This window comes from Brevundimonas sp. TWP3-1-2b1 (genome assembly GCF_049896165.1).
GTDB classification, from domain to species: domain Bacteria; phylum Pseudomonadota; class Alphaproteobacteria; order Caulobacterales; family Caulobacteraceae; genus Brevundimonas; species Brevundimonas subvibrioides_B.
This window is the reverse complement of the sequence record NZ_JAFCTT010000020.1, coordinates 21,351-34,647: the sequence shown is the minus strand read 5'-3', so window position 1 is coordinate 34,647 and position 13,297 is coordinate 21,351. Positions and strand designations below refer to the sequence as shown.

At 68.9% G+C, this 13,297-nt stretch carries 16 protein-coding genes; 10 read left to right on the top strand and 6 right to left on the bottom strand.

Features of this window, described 5'->3' with window-relative positions:
* The first annotated feature begins 101 nt into the window (after positions 1-101).
* The 8 genes from ACP7AB_RS15685 (at position 102) to ACP7AB_RS15650 (ending at position 7,288) form a co-directional block, all read left to right on the top strand.
* A complete protein-coding gene (locus ACP7AB_RS15685; RefSeq protein ID WP_425992637.1) occupies positions 102-1,004 on the top strand; it encodes a class I SAM-dependent methyltransferase in 903 nt (300 codons plus the stop codon).
* Entirely contained in the window at positions 1,001-1,732 is a 732-nt protein-coding gene (locus ACP7AB_RS15680) for a pseudouridine synthase (protein WP_425992635.1), read from the top strand. The genes ACP7AB_RS15685 and ACP7AB_RS15680 overlap by 4 nt, the downstream gene beginning before the upstream one ends.
* Before the next feature lie 37 nt (positions 1,733-1,769).
* The gene (locus tag ACP7AB_RS15675) at positions 1,770-2,402 is read left to right on the top strand and encodes a phosphoribosylanthranilate isomerase (RefSeq protein ID WP_425992634.1); all 633 of its coding nucleotides are present in this window, start codon (positions 1,770-1,772) and stop codon (positions 2,400-2,402) included.
* 80 nt (positions 2,403-2,482) lie between these two features.
* Positions 2,483-3,667 (top strand): tryptophan synthase subunit beta, encoded by a 1,185-nt coding sequence (gene trpB / locus ACP7AB_RS15670; RefSeq protein WP_425992687.1) that lies wholly within the window; start codon positions 2,483-2,485, stop codon positions 3,665-3,667.
* Between the two features lie 2 nt (positions 3,668-3,669).
* A complete protein-coding gene (locus tag ACP7AB_RS15665; protein ID WP_425992632.1) occupies positions 3,670-4,107 on the top strand; it encodes a hypothetical protein in 438 nt (145 codons plus the stop codon).
* On the top strand, positions 4,104-4,934 hold the full coding sequence (trpA, locus tag ACP7AB_RS15660) for a tryptophan synthase subunit alpha (RefSeq protein WP_425992631.1): 831 nt from the start codon (positions 4,104-4,106) through the stop codon (positions 4,932-4,934). Before ACP7AB_RS15665 ends, trpA begins: the two co-directional genes overlap by 4 nt.
* 170 nt (positions 4,935-5,104) lie before the next feature.
* The gene (locus ACP7AB_RS15655; RefSeq protein WP_425992629.1) at positions 5,105-6,001 is read left to right on the top strand and encodes an acetyl-CoA carboxylase carboxyltransferase subunit beta; all 897 of its coding nucleotides are present in this window, start codon (positions 5,105-5,107) and stop codon (positions 5,999-6,001) included.
* Between the two features lie 9 nt (positions 6,002-6,010).
* The gene (locus ACP7AB_RS15650; protein WP_425992627.1) at positions 6,011-7,288 is read left to right on the top strand and encodes a bifunctional folylpolyglutamate synthase/dihydrofolate synthase; all 1,278 of its coding nucleotides are present in this window, start codon (positions 6,011-6,013) and stop codon (positions 7,286-7,288) included.
* A gap of 238 nt (positions 7,289-7,526) precedes the next feature.
* Here the strand turns inward: ACP7AB_RS15650 and ACP7AB_RS15645 are convergent, their stop codons facing one another.
* Entirely contained in the window at positions 7,527-9,185 is a 1,659-nt protein-coding gene (locus ACP7AB_RS15645; protein ID WP_425992625.1) for a thiamine pyrophosphate-dependent enzyme, read from the bottom strand.
* 115 nt (positions 9,186-9,300) lie between these two features.
* Between ACP7AB_RS15645 and ACP7AB_RS15640 the strand changes: the two genes are divergently transcribed.
* The gene (locus ACP7AB_RS15640; RefSeq protein WP_425992623.1) at positions 9,301-9,438 is read left to right on the top strand and encodes an entericidin A/B family lipoprotein; all 138 of its coding nucleotides are present in this window, start codon (positions 9,301-9,303) and stop codon (positions 9,436-9,438) included.
* A 67-nt stretch (positions 9,439-9,505) separates the two neighbouring features.
* On the opposite strand, the gene ACP7AB_RS15635 is transcribed toward ACP7AB_RS15640, so the two are convergent.
* The 4 genes from ACP7AB_RS15635 to ACP7AB_RS15620 form a co-directional block, all read right to left on the bottom strand.
* Positions 9,506-10,867, bottom strand: a complete 1,362-nt coding sequence (locus ACP7AB_RS15635) for a glutamate--cysteine ligase (RefSeq protein WP_425992621.1) — start codon at positions 10,865-10,867, stop codon at positions 9,506-9,508.
* An 81-nt stretch (positions 10,868-10,948) separates the two neighbouring features.
* A complete protein-coding gene (locus ACP7AB_RS15630; protein ID WP_425992684.1) occupies positions 10,949-11,389 on the bottom strand; it encodes an ion channel in 441 nt (146 codons plus the stop codon).
* A complete protein-coding gene (locus ACP7AB_RS15625; protein WP_425992619.1) occupies positions 11,389-12,108 on the bottom strand; it encodes a 16S rRNA (uracil(1498)-N(3))-methyltransferase in 720 nt (239 codons plus the stop codon). The genes ACP7AB_RS15630 and ACP7AB_RS15625 overlap by 1 nt, the downstream gene beginning before the upstream one ends.
* A complete protein-coding gene (locus ACP7AB_RS15620) occupies positions 12,105-12,503 on the bottom strand; it encodes a hypothetical protein (RefSeq protein ID WP_425992617.1) in 399 nt (132 codons plus the stop codon). The genes ACP7AB_RS15625 and ACP7AB_RS15620 overlap by 4 nt, the downstream gene beginning before the upstream one ends.
* Positions 12,504-12,659: 156 nt before the next feature.
* Here ACP7AB_RS15620 and ACP7AB_RS15615 point away from each other — a divergent pair, with 156 nt between their 5' ends.
* Positions 12,660-12,995 carry a GIY-YIG nuclease family protein gene (locus tag ACP7AB_RS15615; RefSeq protein ID WP_425992615.1) on the top strand — a complete coding sequence of 112 codons (336 nt, stop codon included), beginning with the start codon at positions 12,660-12,662 and terminating at the stop codon, positions 12,993-12,995.
* Here the strand turns inward: ACP7AB_RS15615 and ACP7AB_RS15610 are convergent.
* A complete protein-coding gene (locus tag ACP7AB_RS15610; RefSeq protein ID WP_425992613.1) occupies positions 12,992-13,282 on the bottom strand; it encodes a hypothetical protein in 291 nt (96 codons plus the stop codon). The two genes, ACP7AB_RS15615 and ACP7AB_RS15610, sit on opposite strands and share 4 nt — an antisense overlap.
* Between the last annotated feature and the right edge of the window lie 15 nt (positions 13,283-13,297).

Below are 13,297 nucleotides of genomic sequence, written 5' to 3'. Positions count from 1 at the left end.
GAAAATCTTGTCAGTCGGGCGCCCAGGCTCGTCGTCGGATCACAGGTGATCCTTCCTCCACCCTCTGGGAGAGGGGCGCTAGAGGCGCTATGGACCGCTCGATGACCACATCGATCCTCTACGGCCGCCCCCCGCTGGTGTTCGATCCGCCGGGCGCGGCGACCCAGACCTCTCCCCTGATCCCCGGATCGACCGCGCTGGAAAGCCTGGCCGACGGCTCCGTCGAAACGGCCATGGTCTATGCGCCGCCGGGCGTGCTGGAGCGACGCTATGCGCTGGCGCAGGCGCTGCGGGCGCTGGAGGTCGGCGGGCGGCTGGACGTCATGGCGGCCAAGGACAAGGGCGGCTCGCGGTTGAAGAAGGAGCTCGAGGCGTTCGGGCTGGAGGTCGGAGAGACAGCCAAGGCGCACCATCGGCGCTGCGTGGTGATCAAGACGGGAAACGAGACCGGGCTGGACGCGGCGATCGCGGCGGGCGCGATCCAGGCGGTCGAGGGGCTGGAGGCCTGGTCGCAGCCAGGCGTATTCGCCTGGGACCGGATCGACGCGGGCTCGGCGCAGCTGGCCGCGCATATGCCGGCGCTGAAGGGCGCCGGAGCCGATCTGGGCTGCGGCTATGGAGCGCTGGCGACGGTGGTCCTGCGGTCGGAGGCGGTGACGTCGCTGCGGTTGATCGATCTGGATCGGCGGGCCGTCGAGGCGGCGCAGAAGAATGTCGAGGACGCGCGGGCGTCGTTCGAATGGGCCGATGTGCGGAAGCTGGAGGCGGCGGGCGATCTGGACTTCATCGTCTCCAATCCGCCTTTCCATGACGGCGGGGCCGAGGACCGGCGGCTGGGCCAGGCCTTCATCAAGAAGGCCGCCGAGATGCTGAAGAAGGGTGGGGGGCTTTGGCTCGTCGGCAATCGGCACCTGCCTTACGAGGCCGATCTGAACGCGGCGTTCAAGCGGGTGACGCCGGCGGGCGACGGCGGCGGGTACAAGCTGTTCGAAGCCACGAAATGAAGACACCCACCGCCCGCGTCGACAAGCTGCTGGGATCCATGGGCTACGGCTCGCGGAGCGAGATCGCGCGGCTGGGCAAGGTCGGGGGGATCGTGCTGGACGGGGTCGATCTGACGGATGTGTCGAAGCGGATCGCGGTGACCGCGGACCTGCCGGGGCGGATGCAGATCGACGGACGGCCGCTGGACCCACCCGCCGGGCTGGTGCTGATTCTGAACAAGCCCCTCGGCATGACCTGTTCGCACAAGGAGGACGGCGACCTCGTTTACGACATCCTGCCCGAGCGCTGGCGTCGGCGCGATCCGGCCATCTCGACCATTGGCCGGCTGGACAAACAGACCTCGGGGCTGCTGCTCCTGACCGACGACGGCGACCTGCTGCACCGGGTGATCTCGCCGAAACGCCATGTGGCCAAGGTTTATCGCGCGACCCTGGCGCGGCCGCTGGCGGGGACGGAGGCGGCGCTGTTCGAGGCCGGCGGACTGGTGCTGGAAGGCGAGGACAAGCCGCTGGCGCCCGCGCGTCTGGAGGTCATTTCGCCGACCGAAGCGCGGCTGTCGGTCACCGAGGGGCGCTATCACATGGTGCGCCGCATGTTCGCGGCCGTGGGCAATCATGTCGAGGCGCTGCACCGGGAACGGATGGGTCAGCTGGCCTTGCCGGAGGATCTGGCGCCGAGCGAATGGCGGCCGGCCACCCAGGCCGAGATCGACAGTCTGTTCGCCTGACCTTGACCCGGTCGATCGCGAAGGTCACCAGCGGCGCATGACCGGTGTGAAGATCTGCGGCCTCACGACACCCGAGACGATCGACGTCGCCCTGGATCACGGGGCGGCGTTCTTGGGGGCGGTGATGTTCGCCCGCAGTCCCCGCAACATCGCGCCAGAGGATGCGCGGCCGCTGTTCGAGCGGGCGCGCGGACGGGCCGGGATCGTGGCGGTGACGGTGGATGCGGACGATGATCTGCTGAGCCGGATCGGGGCGCATCTGAGACCGGACTTCGTGCAGTTGCATGGGCGCGAGACGGTGGCGCGGGCGCACGCGGTGCGGACCCTGACCGGGGCGGGGATCATCAGGGTGCTGTCGGTGTCGACAGCGGAAGATCTCGATGCGGCGAAAGACTGGGAGGATCACGTCGAGCATCTGATGTTCGACGCGAAGCCGCCGGAGGGGTCGGTTCTGCCCGGCGGGGTCGGGGCCACGTTCGACTGGGCCATGCTGGGCGGGCGAGAGTTCAGGAAGCCGTGGTTCCTGGCGGGCGGGCTGACGCCGGGCAACGCTGCCGAGGCTGCGGCGATCAGCAGCGCCCCCCTGCTGGACGTGTCCTCTGGCGTCGAAAGCGCGCCGGGTGTTAAGGACGCGGCCCGGATCGCGGCCTTCCTGAAGGCCGTCGTCTGAACCCTCCGCCCGGCCGTATTTCGGGCGTAAGCCTGCGTGAAAGCTGACCCGTGAACGCCATCATCCCCAACGAATACGCCATGCCCGACGCGGAGGGCCGTTTCGGCCCCTATGGCGGACGGTTCGTGGCCGAGACCCTGATGCCGCTCGTGCTGGAGCTGAACCAGGCCTATGAGGCCTGCAAGGCCGACCCGACCTACCAGGCCGAGCTGGACGACTTCCTGACCCACTATGTGGGCCGGCCCAGCCCGCTGTATTTCGCCGAGCGCCTGACCGCGCATCATGGCGGGGCGGACATCTGGTTCAAGCGCGACGAGCTGAATCACACGGGTGCGCACAAGATCAACAACTGCATGGGCCAGATCCTGCTGGCCATGCGGATGGGCAAGAAGCGGATCATCGCCGAGACCGGCGCCGGCCAGCATGGTGTGGCGACGGCGACCGTCTGCGCCCGCTTCGGCCTGCAATGCGTGGTCTATATGGGCGCGGCGGACGTCCAGCGGCAGTCGCCCAACGTCTTCCGCATGAAGCTTCTGGGGGCCGAGGTCATCCCCGTCACCTCGGGTCGCGGCACGCTGAAGGACGCCATGAATGAGGCGATGCGCGACTGGGTCACCAATGTCGAGGACACTTATTACCTGATCGGCACGGCGGCGGGGCCGCATCCCTATCCGGCCATGGTGCGCGACTTCCAGAGCGTGATCGGCAAGGAGACCAAGGTCCAGATGCAGGCGCGGCGCGGCAAGCTGCCTGACGCCCTGGTCGCGGCCATCGGCGGCGGGTCGAACGCCATCGGCCTGTTCCACCCCTTCATCGAGGATGCGGGGGTGCGGCTGATCGGCATCGAGGCGGCCGGACGGGGTCTGGACGGACCCGACCACGCCGCGTCGCTGCAGGGGGGTCGGCCGGGGGTGCTGCACGGCAACCGGACCTATCTGCTGCAGGACGACGACGGCCAGATCCTGGAAGGCCATTCCATCTCGGCGGGCCTCGACTATCCGGGCATCGGGCCGGAGCACGCCTGGCTGAAGGACATCGGCCGGGCCGAATATCGCGCCGCCACGGACGTCGAGGCGCTGGAAGCCTTCCAGCTGTGTTCGAAGCTGGAGGGTATCATTCCGGCGCTGGAGCCGGCCCACGCCCTGGCCCGGATCGGCGAGATCGCCAACGAGGTCGGCAAGGGCGGCGACGTGGTGCTGAACATGTGCGGGCGGGGCGACAAGGACATCTTCGCCGTGGCGAAGCATCTGGGCGTGGAGTTGTGACGATGAAGACGATGATGATCGCGGCCGTCCTGGCCCCCGTTCTGGGGGTGGCGCCAGCCGCGGCCATGGCCCAGGCGACGGGTATCGGCCAGCCGATCGAGGCTCCGGTCCTGCCGGGCGCAGTCCTCGATGCGGCCTGCGGCAACCTCTACGACATGGCGGGCAAGGCGTTCTGCGTCACCGCGCCCCTGGCCTCGATCGGAGCGCTGGCCGATGCCTATGTCGCCCATTTCGAAAGCCAGGGCTGGATCGCCGCCGGCGGTGACGACAACCGCGTGGTGTTCATCAAACGCAAGGACGCCGGCGGCTGCGACGGCATGCAGCTGCAGGCCTTCTATGATCCCAACCGTCCGGCCGGACCGGAAGTGCCGGGCTATATCGCCATGGCTACCGTTCCCGGCGACGTCTGCGCCGCCGCTGCCGCCGCGCCCGCCCAATGACGACCGCCCGCATCGACGCGCGCTTCGCCGCGCTGAAGGCCGAGGGCCGGGCCGGTTTCGTGGCCTATGTCATGGCCGGCGATCCCACCCGCGATGAGGCGCTGGAGATCCTGCGCGGCCTGCCCGCCGCCGGGGCCGACATCATCGAACTGGGCTTCCCGTTCAGCGATCCGATGGCCGAGGGGCCGCCGATCCAGCGCGCTGCGCTGCGCGGTCTGAAGGCCGGGCTGACGCTGAAGGGCACACTCGATCTCGCCGCCGCCTTCCGTCAGGGCGATGCGGACACCCCCCTGATCCTGATGGGCTATCTCAACCCGATCGAGAGCTATGGCTACGAGGCCTTCGCGCGCGATGCGGCGGCATCAGGGGTGGACGGCTGTATCGTCGTCGATTGCCCGCCGGAAGAGGCCGATCCGTTGACCGACGCGCTCGATGCGGCGTCCCTGTCGCTGATCCGTCTGGCCACGCCGACGTCGGACGATGCCCGGCTGGAGCTCATCGCGCGGCGGACCTCGGGCTTCGTCTATTACGTCTCGGTCGCGGGCGTGACCGGTGTGAAGGAGGCGCAATCCGCCTCGGTCGCCCCGGCCGTCGAGCGCGTGCGCAAGGCCTCGGGCCTGCCGGTCGCGGTCGGGTTCGGGGTCAAGACGCCGGAACGGGCGGCCGAGATCGCGCGCGTCGCCGACGCCGTGGTCGCAGGCTCCGTCCTGGTCGACGAGGTCGCGGCGGCGCTGGACGCGAACGAACCCGTGGCGCCCCGCGTTCTGTCCAGGGTGAAGGCCCTCGCCGACGCCGTGCGCGGTGCGCGCGTGGCGGAAACCGTCTAGAGACACTATCCTCCGCGCACCCCGGCGAAAGCCGGGGGCCAGATCGAAGGCGCGGTGTCTGGTATCAAAGCCCGGCTGTTGTCGGGGATGCTGAAGTTTACAACTGGACCCGGGCCTTCGCCGGGGTGCACGGTGAAGGGACGGCGGGCAGGGCTCGCCCACGAGGCAAGATGGCTGACAAAACTCCCCCGAAGCCTCAGGAAAAGCGCGGCGGCTGGCTCAGCCGGTTCGCCCCTGGCGTTCGCAAGATCGTCAGCCGGCGCGAGACGCCGGACAATCTGTGGGTCAAGGATCCTGACAGCGGCGAGATGCTCTACCGCTCCGACCTGGCGGCCGCCCTGTGGGTGACGCCGTCCGGCCGGCACATGCGCATCAACGCGACCCAGAGGCTGGGCTACACCTTCGACGACGGCGAGTATGAGGCGATCTCTTCGCCCGACGTGGTCGAGGATCCGCTGAAGTTCTCGGACGGCAAACCCTATCGCGAGCGGCTGATCGCGGCGCGCAAGGCCACCGGAACCAAGGACGCCATGTCCATCGGCTTCGGCGAGATCGCCGGCACGCCGGCCGTGGCGGTGGTCCAGGACTTCGCCTTCATGGGCGGTTCGCTGGGCATGGCGGCCGGTGAAGGCTTCATCGCCGCCGCCCGGGCCGCGATCGAGCGCGGCGTGCCCCTGGTCTGTTTCACCGCCGCCGGCGGCGCGCGGATGCAGGAGGGCGCGCTGAGCCTGATGCAGATGGCCCGCACCACCCTGGCCGTTCAGGAACTGAAGGAGGCCCAGCTGCCCTATGTCGTGGTCCTGACCGACCCGACGACCGGCGGGGTCACGGCCAGCTACGCGATGCTGGGCGACATCCACCTGGCCGAGCCGGGCGCCCTGATCGGCTTCGCGGGACCGCGCGTGATCGAGACCACCATCCGCGAGAAGCTGCCGCCCGGGTTCCAGCGGTCCGAATATCTGCAGGAAAAGGGCATGGTCGACCGCGTCGTCGCCCGCGCCGACCTGCCGGAGACCCTGGGCAAGCTGCTGTCGATGCTGATGGGCGGACGGCGTCAGGCGGCCTAGACTCCCGCCATGGATCCTGTCTCCGAACGGCTGCGCCTGCGCCACCCCCAGAAGATCGACCTGTCGCTGGACCGGATGCGGACCCTGTGCGCGGTGCTGGGAAATCCACAGGATCGCCTGCCGCCGGTGATCCATGTGGCCGGGACCAACGGCAAGGGATCGACCATCGCCTTCATCCGCGCCATGGCCGAGGCGGCCGGGCTGAAGGTCCATGTCTACACCTCGCCCCATCTGGTCCGGTTCAACGAGCGCATCCGGCTGGCGGGGGAGCTGATCTCGGACGAGGCGCTGTCGGCGATCCTGGACCGGATCGAGGCCGTGCAGGGCGTCGAGGCCACGGTGTTCGAGAGCACAACCGCCGCCGCCTTCGTCGCCATGGCGGAGACGCCCGCCGACCTGTGCATCGTCGAAGTGGGCCTGGGCGGGAGGCTGGATGCGACCAATGTCATCGAGCGGCCTCTGCTGAGCGTCATCGCGCCGGTCGATCTGGATCATGCCGAGTTCCTCGGCACGCGGATCGAGGGCGTGGCGGGCGAGAAGGCGGGGATCCTGAAGGCCGGCGCACGCGGGGTCGTGGCGCGGCAGTCGGAGGCGGCGATGGCGGTGATCGAGGCGCGGGCGATGGCCGCCCATGCGCCGCTGACGGTCATGGGAGTAGATTTCGACGCCTGGGACGAGCGCGGCGGCATGGTGTTCCAGGACCAGGACCAGTTCTTCGACCTGCCGGCGCCGGGCCTGCGCGGACCGCATCAGACCGCCAACGCCGGACTGGCGGTCGCGGTGGCGCTGGAGCTCGACCTGCCGCCAGAGGCCATCGCGCGAGGCGTCGCCGAGGCGACATGGCCGGCGCGGATGCAGCGGCTGGCGGCGGGTCCCTATGGCGAGATGGCGCGGGCGTCGGAGGCCGAGCTGTGGCTGGACGGAGGGCATAATCCGCACGCGGGGCGGGCTCTGGCCGAGGCCATCGGGGAGAGACAGAGGAAGGCGCCGCGTCCGCTGGCCCTGATCGTCGGCATTCTGGCCAACAAGGACCACGGCGGATTCTTCGAGGCCTTGAAGGACACCGGGGCGCACGTCTTCACCGTCGGCTTCGAAGGCGCGGCGGCGGATCCGGCGGCGCTGGCGGCCGTGGCGCGTGGGCATGGTCTGGGGGCGCAGAGTTCGTCGTCGGTGGAAGCCGCGCTGAGCCGCGCGCTCAGGCTCGGCGCCGGGCGGGTGGTGATCTGCGGCTCGCTGTATCTGGCCGGCGAGGTGCTGGGGGCCAGCCCGGAGACGTGGCCGACCTAGGTGAACGGCAATCAATCTTGTAATCCCGGAAATCGCGTAAGCGATTATCCGGGACGGAAGACGTGCTTTCGAGATCCCGGAAGACGCGAAGCGGCTGTCCGGGAGAAGGCTGAGGGGTGGCAGGCTGTCTCCCGGACAATCGCTGGCGCGATTTCCTGGAGGGCCGCATTCCGCAATCCACGTCCCGGCTCTCCGCTTCGCTACGGCCGGGATGACAAGAGTTTGGTAGGCTGAAGCCCTAACCCTTCCGCAACCCCGTGATGGTCCGGTTGGGCGCGATGTCCTCGGCCGAGGTGATCAGATGGACCAGGGCGGGGCGGTCCCTGGCGGCGTCGCGGGCGGCCTGGAGCGCGGCGGGGAAGGCCTCGGTGCTCTCGCAGCGGATCCCGAAGGCGCCGAAGGCCTCGGCGTATTTGACGAAGTCGGGGTTCTTGAGGTCGGTGGCCATGACCCGGCCGGGATAGTGGCCCTCCTGGTGCATGCGGATGGTGCCGAAGGTCCCGTTGTCGACGACGATGACGACGACGTTGATGCCGAACTGGACGGCGGTGGCCATTTCCTGGCCGGTCATCAGGAACTCGCCGTCGCCGGCGACGCAGATGACTTCGCGGTCGGGATGCAGGGACTTGGCGGCGATTGCGGCCGGGTAGCCGTAGCCCATGGCGCCCGAGGTCGGGCCCAGCTGGGTGCGACAGGCGCGGTGGCGATAGAAGCGGTGCAGCCAGGCGGCGAAGTTGCCGGCGCCGTTGGTGACCACGGCGCTCGGCGGCAGAACCTCGCCGAGGTGGGCCATGCACTCCGACATATTGACCGCCCCGGTGACGGGCACCGGGGTCGAGAAGGCCTGGTAGTGGTCGTGGGCGGCCCCGGCGTGATCATGCCAGGTGCGGCCGGGTTCGAGCGTGGCGAGGGCGTGTGCGGCGAGGCTGTTGTCGGCGCTGGCGCTGGTCAAGGGCGTCCAGACGCGGCCGAGCTCCTCCGGGCCGGGATGGATATGGACCAGCCGGTCGGCCGTGTGGTCGCGGGTGAACAGGGTGTAGCCCTGGGTCGGGTTCTCGCCGAGCCGGGCGCCGAGGGCGATCAGCAGGTCGGCGTCGCGGGCGCGCTGCATCAGCTCGGGATTGCAGCCGAGGCCGAGGTCTCCGGCGTAGTTCGACCGGTCATTCGACAGGATGTCCTTCCTGCGGAACGACAGGGCGACGGGCAGACCGAGACGTTCGGACCAGTCGCCGATGGCGGCGGCGGCCGCGTCGGTCCAGCCGGAGCCGCCGAGGACCAGCAGCGGGCGCTCGGCCTTCGACAGTCGGTCGCCGAGGTCGGCGAGGAAGGCGGGGTCGAGGCCGCCCCTGGCCGGAGTCACGGCCCGGATCGGGGCCGGACCGCCCGGTTCGTGCAGGATGTCCTCGGGCAGGGCGATGACGACAGGCCCCATGCGGCCCTGCTGCGCCGTGGCGAAGGCGCGTTCGACGATCTCGACGGTGCGCCCGGGGCTTTCGAGCTCGGTGGCCCATTTGGCGAGGCCGCCGAAGACCTCGCGGTAATCGACCTCCTGGAAGGCGCCGCGGCCGCGATCGGTCAGGGCGATCTGGCCGACGAACAGGATCATCGGGGTGGAGTCCTGATGCGCCGTGTGCACGCCGATGGAGGCGTGGGTCGCGCCGGGACCGCGCGTGACCATGCAGACGCCGGGGCGGCCGGTCAGCTTGCCGTAGGCCTCGGCCATGTTGGCGGCTCCCGCCTCGTGGCGGCAGGTGATGACCTCGATCTCCGGGTGGTCGACCAGGGCGTCGAGCACGGCCAGATAGCTTTCGCCCGGCACGCAGAAGACGCGGGTGACGCCGTTGACGGCGAGGGTCTCGACGAGACGGCGAGCGGCGGTTCCGGGGGCTTGCGTCATCCTTGCGAACTAGCAGATCAACCCATGGCTTGGCGACCTCGAGCGCTTCACCATGGGCATGCAACCTCGGGCCAGGCTCGGCGTTATCGGAGCTTCACCATTGGGGAACTCCACCATGAAGAAGATCATCACCCTGTCGCTGGTCGCCGCCGCCCTGGCCGTGTCGGCCTGCAACACCATCTCGGGCGTCGGCCGCGACGTGCAGGCCGCCGGTTCGGCCGTCAGCACCGGCGCCGAGACCGCCAAGAACTAAAGGCCTTCGCTGCGGCGAAGACTGGAAGAGCCCGTCGCGCTGCGGCGGGCTTTTCACTGTCGGACGATCAGTAGGCGAAGTCGCGATAGATCCGGTCGACATCGCCCTTCCATTCGCCGTGATACAGGTCGAGCATCCGTTCGGCGGGCGTGACGCCGGTGTCGGCGATGTCCTCCAGTTCCGACAGATAGCCGCGCTCATCGACCATGCCGCCGGAGAATCTGGCGCGGTTCTTCAGGCCCTGGCGGGCGATGGCGACCATGTCGACGGCGATGTCGCGGACCGAGCGACCGGCGACCTCGGCGCGCAGGCCGAGCCGGGTCACGTCGCGGCGCAGACGCTCGTGGTCCTCGATGTCCCAGTCCTTGCACAGGTCCCAGGCGGCGGCGAGCGACGGGGCGTCGTAGAAGATGCCGGTCCACAGGGCGGGCAGGGCGCAGATCCGGCTCCACGGGCCGCCGTCCGAGCCGCGCATCTCCAGATATTGTTTCAGGCGGACCTCGGGGAACAGGGTGGTCAGGTGATCGCCCCAGTCCTTCAGCGTCGGCAACTCGCCAGGCAGGGCGGGCAGTTTTCCCTCCATGAAATCGCGGAACGACTGGCCCGAGGCGTCGACATAGGTCTCGCCGCGCTTGGCGAAATACATCGGCACGTCGAGGGCGTAGTTGGCATAGGTCTCGAAGCCGAACCCGTCCTTGAAGACGAAATCCAGCATGCCGGTGCGGTCGGGATCGGTGTCGGTCCAGACGTTGGCGCGGGCGGAAAGGAAGCCGTTCGGACGCCCCTCGGTGAACGGACTACAGGCGAACAGGGCGGTGCCGATAGGCTGGAGCGCCAGGGAGGTGCGGAATTTCGCCACCATGTCGGGCTCTGACCCGAAGTCGAGGTTGGCCTGGATGGTGCAGGTGCGCAGCATCATGTCGAGGCCGAGATCGCCCTTCTTCGGCATATAGGCGCGCATGATGTCGTAGCGGCCCTTGGGCATGACCGGCACGTCCTCGCGGGTCCATTTCGGGTCGAAACCGGCGCCGAGGAAGCCGAGGTTCAGCTCGTCGGCGACCATCTTGACCTCCATCAGGTGCTGGCCGGTCTCGGAGCAGATGTCGTGGATGGTCTGGAGCGGGGCGCCCGACAGTTCGAACTGGCCGCCGGGCTCCAGGCTGATCGAGGCGGCGTAGCCTTCGGCGTTCCTGCGTTCCAGGGCGATGACGTGGCCGGCCTCCTCGACCGGGGACCAGCCGAACCGCTGCAGGCCCGTCAGCATGGCCAGGATGCCGTTCGGGCCGTCATAGGCCGGGCGGCGCAGGGTCGACTTGTCGAAGCCGAACTTCTCGTGCTCGGCGCCGACGCGCCATTCGGATTTGGGCTTGGCGCCCCTGGCCATGACGCCGACCAGGTCGTCGAATGTGAGCGGCGCAGTATCGGTCATGGGAGCCCCAGCGGGCGACTGGCCCGTTGCGGCTAGATGGGTGAGATTGACGCAGGTCTCAAGGCGCCACAGTGCGTATCGTCAGCCGTTGTGATGCCGGGCCGGCAGGAAGCGGGTCATCAGGGTGACGAAGAAGGCCACCGACCAGCCGAGCAGAAGCGCGCCGTTAATCCCCTCGAGCGCGCCCAGCAACTTCCATTCCGGGGCCATGGCGGCGTCGGAAAAGCCGATTGAGGCGTAGGCGATGGTGGAGAAATAGACCGCGTCGCGCACGGTCTCGACCGCCCCGATGACGCGATAGACAAGGGCGTACAGCCAGATTTCGATCCCATGCAGGACGAGGAGGCCGAGGGCCGAGAGGACGGCGACGACGGCTCCCTCGCCCGAGACGGGGCTGATCCGGGACTTGCCGCGGGCGCGTTCCATCCATTCCATCAGATGGCCGAGGGCGAGCAGCCCGGCCCCGTGGATGACGACCGTCAGCAGCACCATCACGGTGGCCACGGCCAGTTCGGCAAACATCACGCCGCACGCTCCCAGTCGCCGACGGCGGCCTGCCACAGGGTCATGGCGGCGATGGCGGCTGTGTCGGCGCGCAGGATGCGCGGACCCAGCGACACGGCCGTGGTGAAGGGCAGGGCGCGCAGACGCTCGCGCTCCTCGGGCGAGAAGCCGCCTTCAGGACCGATCAGGATGGCCCAGGGACCGGGCTCGGTGACGGCGGCGGCGACCGGCGCGCCCCCTGTCTCGTCGCAGAACATCAGCCGGCGCGCGCCGTCCCAGCCGTCGAGGATGGCGGCGAGTTTTTCGGGATCGTCGACGGTCGGCACGTCGAGACGGCCGGTCTGTTCGGCGGCTTCGATGGCGATGGCGTCGAGCCGGTCGAGGCGGACGTGCTCGACATTGGTGCGCTGGGTGACCGTCAGTCGGACGCGGCGGGCGCCGAGTTCGGCGGCCTTCTCGACGATGGTCTCGACGCGCGATTTCTTGACCACGGCGACGATCAGGTCGAGGTTGGGGCCGAGAGTCTGGGGGCGGACCTGTTCCCCGGCGCGCAGGACGACACCCTTCTTGAGGATCTCGGCGATGGTGGCGCGCCATTCGCCGTCACGGCCGTTGAAGATCAGCAGATCGTCGCCGAGCCTCAGCCGCATGACCTGGGTCAGGTAGCGCGACTGGTCGAGCGTCGGGGCGACGGCGGCGCCGGCGGACAGGTCCGGAATGACGTGAAGGCGAATCATGATGCGGTCTTCGGCGGCGTGTCGGGCAGTCTGGCGCCGAACGTCCGCGCGACGATGGGGAAGATGGCGTCGGCCTCGGCTTCGGTGGCCCCGAACGGGGCGAGCAGATCGAGCCAGTAGGCGCGAAACTCCTGGCCGTCCGATAAGGCGAGGACGGTCAGGGCGGCCCGGATGCGCCCCTGGGTCTCACGCGTCAGTTCGGCGAAGGGGCCGGCGATGTCGGCCTTGAGCGCGCGCGAAACGTCGGCGGCGCTCAGCGGGTCGACCGGGCCGAGGCGGTCGAGGGTCGCGTCATTGCTCGCCTGACCGATCCACACGTCGAACAGACTGTCGAGCAGTTCTGAGCGGGCCCGGGCCTCGCGTTCGGCCAGTCGTTGAGGGGCGGTCTTGCGCATGTCGCCTCATAGCCGCTGCGCCGGCATGGGACCATCCTTGGCGACAGGCGAGGCGAGCTTGTCATCCCCGACGAAGCGAAGCGGAGATCGGGGACGGAGGCGCACAACCTTGACCGCTCCCGGACAACCCGCAAGGGTTGAGCCGGGAGGCCGGCTATGCAGAAGCAATTCCATGTTTACCTGCTCGCGAGCGGGCCCTGCGGCTGGCTCTACGTCGGCGTGTCCAACGACCTGGTGCGGCGGGTGGCCGAGCACAAGGAAGCTCTGATCCCGGGATACACCGCCGAGCACGGGATCGATCAACTCGTCTGGTACGAGGCCCATCAGTACATCGACAAGGCGATCATTCGCGAGAAGCGGATCAAGCGCTGGCTGCGTGAATGGAAGTTCGCGCTGGTCGAGAAGGACAATCCGAGGTGGCTGGATCTGTATGGCGAGGTGAGGCTCAGGAACGGGCCCGGTTCGGCGGAGCCGACCGGGCCTGCGGGTTAGGCACGTCCCCGTCCCCGATCTCCGCTGCGCTTCGTCGGGGATGACAAGGCGGCGGGTTTCTGGGGGTTATCGGGGTCCGCATCTCCCGCAACTTCGACCGCCTTTTCCGCACGCGCCTCGATCAGGTGCTCTGTGGACGGGGCGATGAAGGCCTGCATTTCCAGAAATGCCGAGCCCATGCCGCCGGCGCCAGACTTGCGCTGGCTGTTCCGCATCGATCCGATCGCCCAAGGCATGAATATGACGAAGCCGGCCAGCAGCCCTGCCATCACGATCCATTCCCACATGCGCCCGTTCCCGTC

Bases quoted from the DNA above. Each gene is read 5' to 3' on its own strand.
- trpB (WP_425992687.1), top strand. From the start codon at position 2,483: ATGCCCGACGCGGAGGGCCGTTTCGGCCCCTATGGCGGACGGTTCGTG.
- trpA (WP_425992631.1), top strand. From the start codon at position 4,104: ATGACGACCGCCCGCATCGACGCGCGCTTCGCCGCGCTGAAGGCCGAG.
- ACP7AB_RS15640 (WP_425992623.1), top strand. From the start codon at position 9,301: ATGAAGAAGATCATCACCCTGTCGCTGGTCGCCGCCGCCCTGGCCGTG.
- ACP7AB_RS15615 (WP_425992615.1), top strand. From the start codon at position 12,660: ATGCAGAAGCAATTCCATGTTTACCTGCTCGCGAGCGGGCCCTGCGGC.
- ACP7AB_RS15680 (WP_425992635.1), top strand. From the start codon at position 1,001: ATGAAGACACCCACCGCCCGCGTCGACAAGCTGCTGGGATCCATGGGC.
- ACP7AB_RS15620 (WP_425992617.1), bottom strand. From the start codon at position 12,503: ATGCGCAAGACCGCCCCTCAACGACTGGCCGAACGCGAGGCCCGGGCC.
- ACP7AB_RS15610 (WP_425992613.1), bottom strand. From the start codon at position 13,282: ATGTGGGAATGGATCGTGATGGCAGGGCTGCTGGCCGGCTTCGTCATA.
- ACP7AB_RS15655 (WP_425992629.1), top strand. From the start codon at position 5,105: ATGGCTGACAAAACTCCCCCGAAGCCTCAGGAAAAGCGCGGCGGCTGG.
- ACP7AB_RS15625 (WP_425992619.1), bottom strand. From the start codon at position 12,108: ATGATTCGCCTTCACGTCATTCCGGACCTGTCCGCCGGCGCCGCCGTC.
- ACP7AB_RS15645 (WP_425992625.1), bottom strand. From the start codon at position 9,185: ATGACGCAAGCCCCCGGAACCGCCGCTCGCCGTCTCGTCGAGACCCTC.
- ACP7AB_RS15635 (WP_425992621.1), bottom strand. From the start codon at position 10,867: ATGACCGATACTGCGCCGCTCACATTCGACGACCTGGTCGGCGTCATG.
- ACP7AB_RS15685 (WP_425992637.1), top strand. From the start codon at position 102: ATGACCACATCGATCCTCTACGGCCGCCCCCCGCTGGTGTTCGATCCG.
- ACP7AB_RS15630 (WP_425992684.1), bottom strand. From the start codon at position 11,389: ATGTTTGCCGAACTGGCCGTGGCCACCGTGATGGTGCTGCTGACGGTC.
- ACP7AB_RS15665 (WP_425992632.1), top strand. From the start codon at position 3,670: ATGAAGACGATGATGATCGCGGCCGTCCTGGCCCCCGTTCTGGGGGTG.
- ACP7AB_RS15675 (WP_425992634.1), top strand. From the start codon at position 1,770: ATGACCGGTGTGAAGATCTGCGGCCTCACGACACCCGAGACGATCGAC.
- ACP7AB_RS15650 (WP_425992627.1), top strand. From the start codon at position 6,011: ATGGATCCTGTCTCCGAACGGCTGCGCCTGCGCCACCCCCAGAAGATC.